Consider the following 14,829-nt stretch of genomic DNA (forward strand, 5'->3'; position numbering starts at 1 on the left):
GGCGGCACCCGGATCGGGTGGTCAACGCAGGGCAGATCCCCACATGTTCAGCAGGTATCGGCGCATCAGGAAAATGAACACCAACGCAGGGACAACAAGCGCGAAGCCGCCGGCGAACCGGTAGGCGAGCGGTGACTCGCGCAGAGACGTGAGCACCTGTGCCGGCAGGGTGCGGTTGTCCAGCGTGAGCACCGAGGCAGCCAGCACCTCGTTCCACGACAGGACGAAGGTGAAGATGCTGGATGCGGCGATGCCGGGCAGTGCGAGCGGCATGACGACGCGCAGGAAGGCGCCGATCCGGCTGCAGCCAAACAGCAGGGCGGCCTCCTCGACGTCGCGGGGCACCGAGACGAAGATGCTCGCGGTGATGAGGATGGTCGTCGGCAACGCCAGTGCGGTGTGGACAACCACGACCGCCAAGACGCTGTCGTAGACACCCGCGGTGAGGAACAGCTGCGCCAACGGGATGGACAGCACGACGATGGGCAACGCCCTGGTCAACAACAGGAACAGCTGATATGTATCGCGTCCACGGAAGCCGTGGCGCGCCAGTGCATAACCTCCGGGCGCTCCGACGAGGAGGGCGAGCAGCACGGTGAAGAGACCGACGAGCAGCGAGTTCAGCGTGGCGGGCAGCACTCCGGCGGAGCCCAGGAATGCGGTGATGGTCTCCGCCGACACATCCGTGGGCAGCAACGACTTGGGAAAGTCGTTCAGCGACTCCCGGGATGAGAATGCGGCCAGCGCGATGAGGTAGATCGGCACGCCCATGAAAAGCGTGATCACCACGGCAGCCAGGTGCTGGAGCGCTCGGCGTCGACGCAGGCGGCGCAGCGGCGCCCGGTCGATCGGCGGCAAGTCCCCGACCGGCGCTGCCGGGGTCGAGGGCGGTGCGGTGCGTGCCGGTGCCGTCATCGAAGCCCCCTCGCAGCCTCAGGCTGTCGTAGCGCCCGAAGGTAGATCACGGACGTGAGCAGCGACATTCCGAGGACGACAAGCGCCACAGCGCTGGCCACGGCCGGATTCTGGAGTGCGACGAACCATTCGTACGTTTCGCCGACGAGCAGCGGGAAGTCGCGACCCGTCAGGGCCTGGGCGACGGCGAAAGCCTGGAAGGCGAGGATGGTCCGCAGGATCAGCGCAACCTGCATGCTCGGCTTGACCAGCGGCAGGGTTACATGACGAAGACGCTGCCAGGAGGTGGCACCGAAGATTTGTGCCGCCTCGTCGTACTCCTTCGGAACGACCTGCAGCCCGGCGACGACGATGAGCAGGACCAGCGACGTGGAACGCCAAAGCTCTGCCATGAAGACGGCCAGCAGCATCGTGGACTCGTTCTGGTAGGACAGCCACGCGAATCCGTCGCCGAGGCCCAGCGTGACCAGGACGGAGTTCAGGTATCCGCGGTCGGAAAAGACGGCCAGCCACACCAAGCCAGCAGCCAGGTCGCTCACCGCCAGCGGAACCGCCCAGAGGTAGAAGTAGAGCCCGGAGAATCGAAGCTTGGCCTGCAGGAGTAGGGCCATCGCGAAGGCGAGGACGAACTGGACCGGTATCACGACGACGATGAGCAGCAGAGTGTTGCGGATCGAGTCCCAGAAGTTCGGCTCGCCGGTCATCCGCTCCCAGTTTGCGAGCGTGAATCCGTCGGGTCCGCGGAACGCCTCGATGATGCCGGTCGCGACCGGCCAGCCGAACAGCATGGCCATGAGGATGACCGACGGCAGGATGAGCAGGTACGGCGTGGGCAGCCGCTTCCCACGCCGTACTGATGCTGCGGTCGCGCTCATCATCCGACGGCGCAGGGTTGACCAGGCTCTACGGGGTCCGGCGCCCAGCAGGGGACCTTGACCTCGTCCAGAATGGTCTTCATGTTCTTGGCCTGACTGTCGAGCGTCCTGCGAACGTCGGCACCCTCGAGGACGATTGCCGTGAAGGCGTCGCGGAATATCTTGGACATTTCGCCGTCGCGTTTTCCTAGTCCGACCGGAGGCAGGGACAGGATCCCGTTGGGCGCCTGTTGCTGAGCTCGCACCGCGTCGGCCTCGAGGCGGATCGCCGGTGGGAGGTCGTCGGGAATCTCGGCCTTCACCGTTGGGAAGAAGGCGTTCTGCCGCAGTAGCTCGATCTGCACCTTGGACTGGGACAGTGCCCTGATTACGTCCTTGGCCTTGTCGACCTGCGGGGCGCCCTTGGGAATCCCGAGACCAAGCAGCACTGTCATGTATCCGCGCCCCTTGGGGCCGGCCGGAGCCGGCACCATCACCCAGTCGTCGGGCGCCGCGCGCGGAGCGTCCACCAGCCGCGCGGCGTGATCCCACGCGACCGTCACCTGGCCCGCGGCGAGCGGCTCCTGCATGAAGTCGAAGTTGGTGCTCGCGGGAGTCGTGTTAGCCCACAACTCCTTGAGGTAATTCCACATCGTCACGGCATCGTCACTGCGGAACGTCGTCACGAGCGCACCCGTGTAGGAGGGGTACAGGTGTCCCTGGAGGAAGCGGTGTAGCAAGCCCTTCGGCCCGGCAGGGAGACCGAACTGTGCTTTCCCGGCGTTGGCTCGGCGCGCGGCAATTGCCCAGTCGAGGTATTGGTCGTAGGTCAAGGCGCTGACATTGGCGCCCGAGGGCAGGTGTTCGAGAGCGGATTTCTTCACCGCGAGGAGATAGGTCGCCTGCGCCCACGGGATGTACCAGGTCCGGTCCGTGCCGGCCTTGGCCAACTCCAGGAGGTTCGAGGAATAACCCTTGTCGCTGAGCTCGCGCATCAGGTCGCTGAGGTCTTCCAGATTGTCGCCGGCCAGCGGCGTGAAGTCGCCATGCAGCCCCCCGAGCAGGTTGATCCGCACGTCGCCGCTGGAGACCTGCGACCGCACCTGGGTGCCCGCCTGCGACGAGTCGCCCACGACATAGCTGACGTGCCCCGGGTACGCGTTCTTCAGGATTGCGCGGACCCGCTCCGCCTCCTCGACCGGCGTGAACTGGGTCGAGAGGAAGGTCAGGGCACCGTCGCCGCCACCGCCAGAGGTGGAGACGCCACCGCAGGCGGAAAGCAGAGGCGCTGTGGCGCCGAGGGCGAGTCCCCATCGCAGCAGGTCGCGACGGGATAACTGAGCAAACGCGGGTGAGCGCGGGATGTCCATTGAGGGTCCTCCTGGGTAACGGGTGGCGGCGTATGCACTGGCGCATCGAGGAGGCCACGCATGTGTCAAGGAGGCTATGGTGACGATAACATTCGGTCAACAGTTGGAAGGGAACAGATTTGCGCTCAACCCGCTACCCCCGCCCCTACGGCGCCCAGCCCTGGTACCGCACGGTCGGCGGTGAGGCAGTGTCCGGATGGGACCCGGCGGTGACGACACTTCCTGCCGGACCGACGGTGCTCGCGGTCGATGGGCCGGCCACCATGGACTGGGCCGCCGTCGTGGGCAATCTCTCCAAGGCTCTTGCCGAACGCGGGACCCCCGTCGAGCACCTCGACCTGAGCGCACAGCTGGCACCATGGCCTGGCATCGTCGAACGCACCGCCTCCGCCGGGCTGTCTCAGGATCCAGACTTTGAAAGGCTGGCAGCGGGCAGTCTCGCCGACCTCTTCGACGCGGTTCCAGAGCCGCCCTCGCAGTCCGAGGGCGTCGTCATCGTCTTCGGTCCAGGTGCCGCTCTCGTCGAGCACGACGTTCTCTGGTACGTCGACCTACCCAAGCGCTACGCCGAGGCCGCCATCGTCTCCGGCGACGGCCGCAACCTGGGACAGCGGGAGGGCGACGGGAGACCCACGACAAAGCGGCTGTTCTACATCGACTGGCCGCTGCTAGACCGCCACCGGGACGCCGTCGCGCCTCACATCGATCGCTGGATCGATGTGCAGGACGCCACCGGCCCCGTATCCGTCGACGGGCTCACCCTGCGCCGTACGATCGCGCACCTGGCGCAACGGCCGTTCCGCACGCGGCCGACGTTCAACACGACCTCCTGGGGCGGGCATTGGGCCCAGCGCGAGCTCGGCATCAATCGAGAGGCTTCAAACACCGCGCTCGGCTACGAACTCATCGCACCAGAGAGCGGCGTGCTCATCGGCAGGCCCGGCGTCCAGGTCGAGGTCCCCTTCCAGCTCGTCGTCGCCCTGCATCCGCAGCAGGTGCTTGGCGAGCAGGTCCATGCCACCTTCGGCACTTTGTTCCCCATCCGGTTCGACTATCTGGACACCGTCGACGGCGGAAACCTGTCCGTGCACTGTCATCCCCGACCGGAATATATGCGGGAGGTGTTCGGCTGGCCATACACGCAGCATGAGACCTACTACATGATGGTTGGCGGCGAGGGCCGCAAGGTCTATCTGGGTTTGCGCGACGGTGTCGACGTCGATGCGTTCGCTCAGGAGGCGCGCGCCGCCGACCGGCACGGCCTTCCCTTCGACATCGAACAGTACGTGCAGACGTTTCCCGCCGTTGCGCACCAACTCTTCGTCATCCCGGCCGGTACGCCGCATGGCAGCGGCGAAGGGAACGTGGTGCTGGAGGTCAGTGCGACCCCGTACCTCTACTCGCTGCGCTTCTACGACTGGCTGCGTCGCGATCCTCAAAACGGCCAGCGGCCGGTTCACGTCGACCATGCCTTTAACAACCTCGGGACGGATCGGACCGGCGACAAGGTCAGGACTGACCTGGTGCAGCCGCCGCGCATCGTGCGGGAGGACCGCCGCGGCTGGCGTGAGGAACTGCTGGGGGCGTTGCCGGAAATGTTCTTCGAAGTGCGTCGGGTGGTCATCGACTGCGACGAACCGGCAGAGGACGACACGGCCGGCCGATTCCACATTCTCAACGTAGTGGAAGGCGACGGCGTGCTGGTTGAGACCGCCAGCGGCCATCGGCACAGCTTGGCCTACGCAGAGACGCTCGTCGTCCCAGCCGCGGTGGGGACCTACACCCTGCATCGGCTCGGCTCGGCCCGCGTCCTTCTGGTCAAGTCCCTGGTCCCATGACCGACTCCGTCGAGATTCGCCGAACGCGGCAGCCCGCGCCCGTGCTGGAGATCGGTGGCACACACGTAACCGCCGCGTTGGTCGACGTCCGCGCTCGCCGCGTTCTACCCGGCACCAAGTGCCGCCAGCCCATGCGCGCCGGCGCCTCGGCCGAGGAAATAGTCGACCGAGTCCTTGGGTGTGCCAGCCGGCTCGAAGCCCCCCCCAAATCACGATGGGGCATCGCAATCCCGGGCCCGTTCGACTATGCCCGCGGCATCGCCCTCTTCGAGGGCGTCGCGAAGTTCGATGCCCTCTACGGCGTCGACCTCGGCAAGATCCTGATCGAGCGACTCCCGGGGCGGCCGTCGAAGGTCAGCTTCCTCAACGATGCGAGCGCTTTTGCGCTCGGCGAGTGGGCGGCGGGCGCCGCCAGGGGCCACGACCGCGCCGTCGGCATCACCCTCGGCACCGGCGTAGGCTCCGCCTTCCTAAGCCAGGGCTCACTGGTGGACGATGGCCCGGACGTCCCGCCGCAGGGCTGGGTGCACCTGCTGAAGTTCGCCGGGCACCCGCTGGAACACAGCATCTCTCGGCGGGCCATCATGAACCGATACGCCGATATCGCGAAGCCTGCACCGGCGGACGTGATCCTGGACGTCCGGGAGATCGCCGGCAGGGCCCGGACCGGCGACCTTGTCGCCCGTCGAGTCATGGACGACGCCTTCTCAGCGCTCGGACGGACCGTCGGACCGTGGTTGACGCGCTTCCACGCCACCGTCCTGGTCGTCGGTGGCTCGATGGCTGCCTCCTGGGACTTGATCGCCCGACCGATGCAAGAGGGGCTGTTGCGAATGGAAACGGAGCTGCTCTCGCGGCTAGTCCTCACCCAGGCCCGGCAGCCCGAGGACGCGGCACTACTCGGAGCGGCCTGGTACGCCGCTGGTGACCTGTCAGAATTGGACTTGACCGCGTCGCCCGCGCAAGCGCTCACCACCAGACGCCCACTCTGATCCCCACATTGATCGGAACACGACTGGTCCGACACGCCGCCCTCAGGCAAGGTCAGACACGACGGGCCGGGGTTGACGACGGCATGGTGCATCCGCAGCGCTCGTACTAATCAAATCCAAGGAGACGATGCGATGTCAGCCTCCGAGAGCTCGCCGCCCACAATGCGGGAGGTCGCCGCCCACGCCGGGGTCAGCGTGATGACCGTTTCGCGCGCCCTGCACGGCGACCCGAGGGTCTCGGCACAGACCCGGGCGCGTGTACTCACCGCCGCAGAGGAGCTGAGGTATCGGCGCAATGAGCTGGCCCGGAGCCTGCGACTCGGCCGCCCGAGCGGCATGCTAGGGCTGGTCGTCACCAACCTCGCCAACCCCTTCTACTCCCAACTGGCACTCGGTGTGGAAACCTTGGCGGCTGCGCGAGGGATGAAGGTCGTCCTGAGCAACACTGGCGACGATGTGGAGCGCGAGCGCCAGATCGTCAGTGACCTGGCAGCGTGGCGAGTCGAAGGCATGATCGTGGTCCCGGCGGGCGAGGAGCAGTCCCACCTGGACCCGGCACGACTCAACGGCATCCCAATCGTTCTGGCAGCCCGTCCGCCTGCGGACATCGCCGTGGACTGTGTCCTCCTCGACGACTACGGCGGGGCAAAAGAGGCGACCGCCCGTCTGCTGGCGTCCGGGCACCGGCGGATCGGCTTCCTCAGCCCCCCCGCCGTGTGGAACAGCGCCGAGCGTCTCCGCGGGTTCCGGTCTGTGATGGAGACCGCCGGGATCGACCTCGATGAGCGATTCGTTCGTTGTGAGCAGCGCGACGTCACCGCGGCCGAGCGGGCAGCGCAGGAACTCCTCGCCCTGCCACAAGCGCCGAGCGCATTCTTCTGCGCCAACAGCCGCAACGCCATCGGGGCATACCGAGCAGCCAGAGGCACCAACAAGGACATAGCGTTGTCCTGCTTTGACAACTTCGAACTCGCGGACATGCTCGGACTGTCCCTGAGCGTCGTGGCCTACGATCCGGCTGCCATCGGACGAGAGTCGGCCAGCCTGCTGCTGAGCAGAATCGACGCGGCCGGCAACTCTACGGATGGCCTTCCGCCGCGCCGGATCGTGCTACCCACTACCGTTGTCGACTACGGACGCGAGGGTGACGGGCGTTTGCCACGACCTCGGCAAGGAGGCTCCGGTTAGTGAGTTGACAGCCGACCGCCCTTCCGGCTCGACTATCGGGTCTGCCACCCGAACCAGCTGGCGGAGGCAACGACGCCACGGCCGCCATCACACGAACACGGAGACCGCGAGCAGGTGCGAGCGGAGGGCCGTGCCTTGCCACACGAGGACTGTGGGTGCCGAGAATTCGGCCGAGTGGCTTTCCTCCTGAGATTGGGCTCCCGCCTGAGACGTGGACACCCTGAGACTGGACGCTGGTCCCTTCGATTTCGAGGGGAATGACATCTGGTAGGCCAAGCCGCCGCTCGCGTTGTTGGGTCTGGCGGCGGCGGTGCTGGCGAGGGATCGTCACGGTGTGCTTGTCGAGGGCGACGGCGCGGGCGTCGGCCGGGGTCTTGAAATTCGCCTTCGATGACCTGGTAGCCGGCGGTGGTGCGGTTGCGGCAGATGAACAGCAGCCCGTGGTCGCGGTCGACCTCGCTCCAGCGCCGCCCGTACGCCTCACCGCGGCGTAGCCCGCGCAAGCCGATGAGCCACCACAGGGCGAACAGGGAGTCGTCGGCGGTGACGGCGAGGAGCCCGGCGAGGTGCTCGGCGATCCAGACGGCCACCGCCGGACGCTGACCGGTGGCCACTCCTGGACCCGGGCGTCGGTCCAAACCTGGGCCTGCGGTTTGCGGTAGCCGGTGACCTCGATGTGCCGGGCCGGGGTTCGACTCGATCAGACCCTCGGACGGCGAGGTTCAGCGCCGCTCGCAGGGTGGTGCGCAGGTGCTGCATCGCCGAGGCGGATTGCGGCAGACCCTTGCGGTTCGTGGTCTTGGCGATCTCGCCGAACACGGCCCGGAGTCGTTGGGCGTCAAGGTCGGCGCTGACGAGCTGCGCTCGGCCGGGGGTGGCCCGGATCTACACCCCGAAGGATTTCGACCTCACCGACATCATCGACGACCTGATCACCGTCGTACACGAAGCCAACGCCCTCGATTCCGCCGCCCGAATCGAGGCGGTATCGCCGGTAGCGCCGCTGGGTCAAGACGGATGCGATTTTGCCGAGTCGGTCATGGTGGGCCGAAGCCGGCGCAGGTGCAACGCGAGTTGCAGTTCCAGCGCTTGTTGTGGCTGCTTCCAGCCGACGCCGAGCAGGGTCGCTATGCGTTCGAGTCGCAGCGCGACGGTGTTGGTGTGTACCTTCAGTATCGAACGGGTGGCCTTGAGGTTTCCCCCGGCGGCGAAGTATGCCTCCAGCGTGCCGACGAGATCAGTGCCCCGACGTGCGTCGTAGTCGAGCAGCGGTGCCAAGTTCGTCCGTACGAAATCGTCGACGTCGTCGGGCCCGGGAGAGCCGAGGATCATCCCGGCGAACCCGAGCTCGGCGACGTCGCAACAATTTCCGTGGCGGCCGAGCGCGAGCAGGGCGGACAAGCAGCGGCGAGCTTCGTGATAGGCGTCGCGGATCGCCGCGGGTCCGGCGGCGGGTCCGTCGGCGCCCGCCGTGACGACGCAGCCGAGTGCCTCGCGTAGCCGAGCCGAGACGAGCTGTGCCGCCTCGGCCGGCACCTGACCTGGAAGGATCACGACGACGCGCCCGTCGTGGTGTCCCGCGAGGCCTCGGTGCTCCGCCGCCAGCCGGGCGGCCACGGCCACCGCCCGGTCCCGGTCGCCGTAGTCCGTTGTGGCGACGACGACCGCGTGTTGGACGTCGAGGTTGGTGCGGTGGTGGCGGGCCCGCTCGCGCAGCGTCGCGGAGTCTCGGTCCGAATGCAGCAGTACGTCGTTGAGAAGTTCGCCTCGTACGCGGTGCTCGGCCTCGGCGACCGACCGTTGAAACAGCAGCAGCAGGGCTGTGACAACCGCCGCGCGTTCGAAGATCCGCCGAGCTGGCTGGGCCAGCTGGTCGGGGTCGGACAAAACGAGGGTGCCCAGGTGGTCGGTGCCGGCCACCGCGGCCGCCAGCCAGCAGCGGCCGGTCGCCAGGTCCAGTTCGATGGTGCCTCCGGTCCGCCGGGCGTCGTGTACGGCGGCGAGCAGCGGTTCGTCGACCAGTGGTGGCCCTCCCCCGACGGCGGCAAGCACGATGCCGTCGGGATCAAGCACCGCTACGCTGCCGCCGAGGACCTCGGCGAGTACCGTGGCGACGTCGACGGCGCCACCGCCGTGGAGCAGCACCTCGGTAAGTCGGTCGTGCGCGTCGGCGGCGAGTTCGACTTCGTGTGCATGGCGCCGTACCAAGGCGGTCGCCTGATCTAGCTCACGCAACGCAGCCTGAGTCTCGGAGAACAGTCGGGCGTTCTCGAGCGCGACGACGGCGTGCGCTGCGAGGCTGGTGGCTAACGCCACCTCCTCGGGGGGGAATGGGCGGGGTGAACGGTTTCCGGCGAGCAACGCGCCGATGACTCTGCCGGCAAGCAGCAGCGGCACACCGAGCAGGGCGTGGATCCCCTCGTCCCTGACGGCGACGTCGACTGCGGCGATGTGCACGAAACGGTGGTCCGACTGGTAGTCGCCGGTGGCGTATGGGGTGGCGGTATGCACCACGAGCCCGCCGAGACCCACTCCGAGCGGCAACTGGATCGCCCGGAACCGGGCCGACACCGACCCGTCGGTGACCCGGATGTAGACGTCGCGCCGTTCGTCGTCGATGAGGCTGAGGTAGGCGAGGTCGACGCCGAGGAGGTTGCGGGCGCGGCGGACGATGGCGCGTAGCACGGCATCGACGTCGCGGATGGCGGCCAGGTCGGTCGCCGTCTCGTACAGGGCACGCAGCTCCGCCTCGCGCCGGCGTTGCTGCGTCATCTTGGTACGCACCCGCAGCGAGACCTCGATCTCCCCCCGCAGCCGCTCGAGCTCCGTCTCGCTCGCGCCTTCTTCGCATGCGAGACGGAGCTGCTCCTCGAATGCTTCGGGTGGGGCCTCCTCGTTGAGGAGCTTAACGAACGAACGCGCCATGACAAGAGGTTATGTCTTCCATGCGTGGGTACGAACCGCAGGCAGCCGCTCAAGCTCTTGGCCGCCGGGCTATAGGTCCACTCCGGTGAATACCAGGACCCGTACGTCGGTGTAGTCCTCCATGGCCGCGCGGATCCCTTCCCGCCCGGCGCCCGAGGCCCTCATCCCGCCGTTCGGCATATGGTCGGCGCGGAAGGAGGGGACGTCTCCGATGAAGACACCGCCGACGTTCAGTCTTGCATGGGCCCGGAATGCGGTCTGGATATCGTGGATGAAGATGCCGGCCTGGAGCCCGTACCGCGACTCATCGGCCATCCGGAGGGCTTCGAGGCCGGCGGCGGCCGCCACGCTGACCACGGGATCGAACAGCTCCTCACTCCAGACCTTCGCGTCCCGCGGCACACCTTCCAAAATGGTGGGCGCGTAGCTGGTTCGGTCCCGGAACCCGCCGGTGAGGACCTTGGCGCCCACCGCGACGGCTTCGTCGACCCAGGCAGCGACCCGCTGCGCAGCCTCGTCGTTGATGAGCGGGCCGACGGCGCTTATCCCACGGATCCCCGGTGTGCAGCGCCTTCGTCGCGGCGACAATCCGCCCGCAGAGCTTGTCGTACACCAGCCGGTCAGCGATGACCCGCTGCATCGAGATGCAGGACTGACTGGCCTGGTAGGTGGTGAACGTCGCGATCCGTCGGGCCGCCCAGTCCAGATCCGCCGCACTCGACCAGTCGCCGCAAACCAGCGCCGCAGCGTTGCCACCGAGTTCGAGGTCGACGTGCTTGCCCGGGACCGCGTCTTCGATGGACCAGCCCATAGCGGCTGAGCCGGTGAACAACACCGCTGGCAGCCTGGCGTCGTGGACCAGCCCCATGGCGATGTCGTCGCCGACGGGAAGCACGGAGAACACGCCGAGCGGCAGCTCCGTCTCCGCGAGGAGTTCGCCGAGGAGCAGGGCGGACAGCGGGGCTCTCGGCGCCGGCTTGATGATGACCGGCGCACCAACGGCGATCGCGGGCGCAACCTTGTGGGCCACGAGATTCAGCGGGAAGTTGAACGGCGTGATCGCCAGCACCGTTCCCTCTGGGGTAACGACGGGTCACCGCGACGCGGCCGGCACCAGGCACTTCGGTGTCGAGCCGTTGCAGCTCCCCTGACCACCGGCGCGCCTCCTCAGCGGCGAACCGGAAGGTGGACACCTCGTCGGCGCGCTCGGCGAGCCGCGCCGACACGTGCGCCAGCGCGCCGGCCCGCGTGTGCGCCGGCAGCGCCGCCGCCGCGTACTAGATGGCGTACGCGGCGGCGACCGCCGCCTCGACCTGATGTGCCGTGGGGATCGACACGGTACCCACATGCCTGCCGTCGTAGGGGTGGATGACGCGCAGGGCGGTGTGTCACCCAGCTGCGGCTGCCCGGCGATCCAGCACGGCGTGACGGTCTGTCATGCGGTCTCGTCGACGGCGGCGCGGGCGGGAACGGCCGCGGCGGGTGCGAAACCGGGCTCGTCCGCAAGGTCAGCCCGCACGGTCTCCCGCGAAGCGATCAGAGCGGCGATGGTGATCACCGCCATGGCCGCGACATAGAGCGAGATCGGCACAGTCGAGTTGAACTCGGCGAGCAGGGCCACCGCGATGATCGGGGCGAGGCTGCCGGCGAACACCGAGGCGAGCTGGTAGCCGATGGAGGCGCCGCTGTAGCGCACGCCCGTGCCGAACAGCTCGGAGAAGAACGCCGCCTGAGGACCGTACATCGCGGCGTGGAAGATCAGACCGCCAGTGATGGCGGCGGTGATGGCGCCGAACGACCTGGTGTCCACCAGCACGAAGAACAGGAACGCCCAGACGAGGACCCCGCCCGCGCCGAGCAGGTAGATCGGCCGCCGACCGACCCGGTCGGAGAGGGCGCCCCAGAGCGGGATGGCGGCGAAATGAACGGCCGAAGCGATCAGTACCGCATTCAGGGCCATCGCCCTGCGCATGCCGAGTTCGGTCGTGACATATGTCAGGACGAACACGGTGAAGATGTAGTACGAGACATTCTCCACGACCCGGGCGCCCATCGCCACGAGGACCGGGCGCCGGTACCGCTGTACGACCTCCAGCATCGGCGCCCTACGGCGTTCCTGCGCGCGCTCCATCTCCGCTTGGGCCCGCTGGAAGACCGGTGACTCGCTCAACGACACGCGGACATAGAGGCCGATGGCGACCAGAGCGGCACTGAGCAGGAACGGCACCCGCCAGCCCCAAGAGGCGAAGGCGGCCTCGGAGGTCGTGGCGGTCATGATGGCCAGCACAGCGACGGCGAGCAGGTTACCCGCGGGCACGCCGGCCTGTGGCCAGCTGGCCCAGAATCCGCGCCGCGCCGGGTCGCCGTGCTCGGCGACCATCAGTACCGCGCCGCCCCACTCACCGCCGACGGCGAATCCCTGCAGCAGGCGGCAGATGACCAAGAGGATCGGCGCCCACACGCCGATGGAGGCGTAGGTCGGCAGCAGCCCGATCGCGAACGTCGCCACGCCCATGATCAGCAGGCTCAGCACGAGCATGCGCTTGCGCCCGACCCGGTCACCGAAGTGACCGAACACAATGCCACCGATTGGCCGGGCGACAAAGCCCACGGCGTAGGTGGCGAATGCCAGGATCGTCCCGACGAGCGGGTCGAACTTCGGAAAGAACAGGGTATTGAAGACGAGCGCGGCGGCGGATCCGAAGACGAAGAAGTCGTACCACTCGATCGTGGTGCCGACCAGGCTCGCTGCCACCACCTTCCGGATGGATGAACGCTCGACGCTTGCGGTACTAGACATGACGTGTCCTCCGTACGGGCTCTGGGGGTTGGGGGTAATTCGGGGGTTAAGGGCGGATCGTGGTCGATCGCTCGAAGAGGAGGGTCTGACGAACGACGTCCCCGCTCGCCAGCGCGTCAAAGGCGGCGTTCAGCTCCGCGAGCCGGACGTCGCGGCTATGCAGCTCGTCCACGGGCAACAGACCCGCCTGGTACAGCGCGAGGTAGCGCGGCACGTCACGGCGGGGCACCGCCGAGCCCATATACGAGCCGATCAGACGACGCTCCTCGGCCACAATGCCCAAAGCCGGAAGGGTCAGCCGCTGGTCCGGATGCGGCAGCCCGATCGAGACTGTCGTGCCGCCGCGACGGGTGGCCGCATAGGCCGCAGCGAGAACGTCGGCATCGCCGACCGCCTCGAACGCGTAATGAGCGCCGCCCCGGGTGATATCCCGGATCGCCTCGACCGCTTGATCGCCGGCCCGGATCACCTCCGTCGCGCCGAGTCGTTTCGCCACCTCGAACTTGGTCGGCGCCGTGTCGACAGCGATGATGGGATGGCAACCGGCGAGCCGCGCGCCCATCACAACGCTGAGGCCGACGCCACCAAGGCCGAACACCACCGCCGAGGAGCCCGGCTCGGCGCGGGCCGTATTGATCACGGCTCCGACACCGGTGACCAGCGCGCAGCCGAACAGCGCCGCCGTCTCGAACGGGACGTCGTCCGGCACCAGGACCAACGAGGCGGCTGAGGACACGGTCCGCTCGGCGAAGCCCGACACCCCGAGGTGGTGGTGGATCGGTTGTCCATTGCTGCGACGGAATGGCCGCGCTCCGGACAGCAGCGTCCCCGCCCCGTTTGCCGCGGCGCCCTGCTCACACAGCGCCGGTCGGCCAGACTGGCAGGACACGCAGGTCCCGCAGACCGGCACGAACGAGAAGACGACGTGGTCGCCAGGGCGAACCGTGGTAACTTCAGGACCTACCTCCTCGACCACGCCGGCAGCCTCGTGGCCAAGTACCATCGGAGTCGGTCGCGGTCGCACACCGTTGATCACCGACAAGTCCGAGTGACACAACCCCGCAGCGCCGATCCGGACGAGGGCCTCCCCCGGCCCGGGCGGGTCGAGTTCCAACTCCTCGACGACCAGCGGGCGACTGCTGCGGTATGGCGCGGGCCTCCCCGTCGTCGTCAGGACTGCGGCGCTGACCTTCATGCGGCGACCCCTTTTACTCGTGGCTGCTTGGCAGACAACGTAGGCCGCTTCCGTCGCTCATCCGATGGTGTTGTTACACAGCTACCGGCGGCTTCGCTGTTGCAGCCAACCAGCATCGGGGCGAATGACTCGGCGGGAGACCGCGCGACCTGTGAGGTGCCCCCCGGGATGTGGACAAGGGGTTATGCCGGCTTTCGATCAAAGGAATCAGCACCGAGGCAAGCTGGGAGCAGAACGAGGCCGGGCTGGACGTCGACGAGATAGCCGAGGTGAGCCTCCCCCGGTTTACCGGCCCGACGCACGGAGCTATCGCGCCACCACCCAGCCCGCCCACAACGCCCATGCCGGCGCCGCCCTCCGGTCCGCCTCCTTTTCTGCGGGGGTAGGAGAAGCCGACAGGCGGACGATGCAAGCAGACCGACGCCTGTCTTGCCCGAGCCAACCGCCGGACGGAGCCGCATGACGCTTTCGCCCAATCACCAACATCAGCGACGCAGCCGACCCGGCAACGGCCGCGGCACCGGACAAGCAACTTGACCAGGCCATCGAAGACACGGCTTCATGGACGGTCGACAACGTCGACGTCCGCGCAACGACCGGGTCCTGGTCCGGGCGCTCGGGGAAATCCTCACTGTGCTCCGCGACGCCGACCCCGCGGACAAGGCCGAGGTCTACCGCCAGCTCGGCCTGCGGCTGACCTACCACCGGAAACGCAAACGGTGCACGCTGAAGCTGATCTCAGCGCGCACCGT

9 protein-coding genes and 1 pseudogene are annotated in these 14,829 nt (G+C 67.7%); 3 read left to right on the top strand and 7 right to left on the bottom strand.

Annotated features, from left to right (window positions below; genetic code table 11):
* Positions 1-21 precede the first annotated feature (21 nt).
* Genes ACLQ2U_RS28615 through ACLQ2U_RS28625 form a run of 3 tightly spaced genes read right to left on the bottom strand, consistent with a single transcriptional unit; the run spans position 22 to position 3,139 of the window.
* Entirely contained in the window at positions 22-915 is an 894-nt protein-coding gene (locus tag ACLQ2U_RS28615; RefSeq protein WP_425754010.1) for a carbohydrate ABC transporter permease, read from the bottom strand.
* On the bottom strand, positions 912-1,790 hold the full coding sequence (locus ACLQ2U_RS28620) for a carbohydrate ABC transporter permease (protein WP_425754011.1): 879 nt from the start codon (positions 1,788-1,790) through the stop codon (positions 912-914). Before ACLQ2U_RS28620 ends, ACLQ2U_RS28615 begins: the two co-directional genes overlap by 4 nt.
* Positions 1,790-3,139: an ABC transporter substrate-binding protein gene (locus ACLQ2U_RS28625; protein WP_425754012.1), complete on the bottom strand. Its 1,350-nt coding sequence runs from the start codon at positions 3,137-3,139 to the stop codon at positions 1,790-1,792. Before ACLQ2U_RS28625 ends, ACLQ2U_RS28620 begins: the two co-directional genes overlap by 1 nt.
* Before the next feature lie 188 nt (positions 3,140-3,327).
* Here ACLQ2U_RS28625 and ACLQ2U_RS28630 point away from each other — a divergent pair, with 188 nt between their 5' ends.
* The 3 genes from ACLQ2U_RS28630 (at position 3,328) to ACLQ2U_RS28640 (ending at position 7,157) form a co-directional block, all read left to right on the top strand.
* The gene (locus ACLQ2U_RS28630) at positions 3,328-4,977 is read left to right on the top strand and encodes a class I mannose-6-phosphate isomerase (RefSeq protein ID WP_425754013.1); all 1,650 of its coding nucleotides are present in this window, start codon (positions 3,328-3,330) and stop codon (positions 4,975-4,977) included.
* Positions 4,974-5,969 (top strand): ROK family protein, encoded by a 996-nt coding sequence (locus ACLQ2U_RS28635; protein WP_425754014.1) that lies wholly within the window; start codon positions 4,974-4,976, stop codon positions 5,967-5,969. The genes ACLQ2U_RS28630 and ACLQ2U_RS28635 overlap by 4 nt, the downstream gene beginning before the upstream one ends.
* A gap of 132 nt (positions 5,970-6,101) precedes the next feature.
* Positions 6,102-7,157: a LacI family DNA-binding transcriptional regulator gene (locus ACLQ2U_RS28640; protein WP_425754015.1), complete on the top strand. Its 1,056-nt coding sequence runs from the start codon at positions 6,102-6,104 to the stop codon at positions 7,155-7,157.
* Between the two features lie 1,008 nt (positions 7,158-8,165).
* Here the strand turns inward: ACLQ2U_RS28640 and ACLQ2U_RS28645 are convergent.
* The 4 genes and pseudogenes from ACLQ2U_RS28645 to ACLQ2U_RS28660 all read right to left on the bottom strand — a co-directional run bounded on the left by ACLQ2U_RS28645 (position 8,166) and on the right by ACLQ2U_RS28660 (position 14,077).
* Positions 8,166-10,082 carry a helix-turn-helix domain-containing protein gene (locus ACLQ2U_RS28645; protein WP_425754016.1) on the bottom strand — a complete coding sequence of 639 codons (1,917 nt, stop codon included), beginning with the start codon at positions 10,080-10,082 and terminating at the stop codon, positions 8,166-8,168.
* A gap of 69 nt (positions 10,083-10,151) precedes the next feature.
* Positions 10,152-11,461: pseudogene (locus tag ACLQ2U_RS28650) on the bottom strand (aldehyde dehydrogenase family protein).
* Between the two features lie 56 nt (positions 11,462-11,517).
* Positions 11,518-12,837, bottom strand: coding sequence for an MFS transporter (locus ACLQ2U_RS28655; RefSeq protein WP_425754017.1), 1,320 nt, complete (start codon positions 12,835-12,837; stop codon positions 11,518-11,520).
* 91 nt (positions 12,838-12,928) lie between these two features.
* A complete protein-coding gene (locus tag ACLQ2U_RS28660) occupies positions 12,929-14,077 on the bottom strand; it encodes a zinc-dependent alcohol dehydrogenase family protein (RefSeq protein WP_425754018.1) in 1,149 nt (382 codons plus the stop codon).
* Between the last annotated feature and the right edge of the window lie 752 nt (positions 14,078-14,829).

It is taken from the genome of Micromonospora sp. DT47 (genome assembly GCF_049844475.1).
In the GTDB taxonomy this organism is placed as follows: Bacteria; Actinomycetota; Actinomycetes; order Mycobacteriales; family Micromonosporaceae; genus Micromonospora.

Bases quoted from the DNA above. Each gene is read 5' to 3' on its own strand.
- ACLQ2U_RS28640 (WP_425754015.1), top strand. From the start codon at position 6,102: ATGTCAGCCTCCGAGAGCTCGCCGCCCACAATGCGGGAGGTCGCCGCC.
- ACLQ2U_RS28620 (WP_425754011.1), bottom strand. From the start codon at position 1,790: ATGAGCGCGACCGCAGCATCAGTACGGCGTGGGAAGCGGCTGCCCACG.
- ACLQ2U_RS28660 (WP_425754018.1), bottom strand. From the start codon at position 14,077: ATGAAGGTCAGCGCCGCAGTCCTGACGACGACGGGGAGGCCCGCGCCA.
- ACLQ2U_RS28645 (WP_425754016.1), bottom strand. From the start codon at position 10,082: ATGGCGCGTTCGTTCGTTAAGCTCCTCAACGAGGAGGCCCCACCCGAA.
- ACLQ2U_RS28635 (WP_425754014.1), top strand. From the start codon at position 4,974: ATGACCGACTCCGTCGAGATTCGCCGAACGCGGCAGCCCGCGCCCGTG.
- ACLQ2U_RS28615 (WP_425754010.1), bottom strand. From the start codon at position 915: ATGACGGCACCGGCACGCACCGCACCGCCCTCGACCCCGGCAGCGCCG.
- ACLQ2U_RS28625 (WP_425754012.1), bottom strand. From the start codon at position 3,139: ATGGACATCCCGCGCTCACCCGCGTTTGCTCAGTTATCCCGTCGCGAC.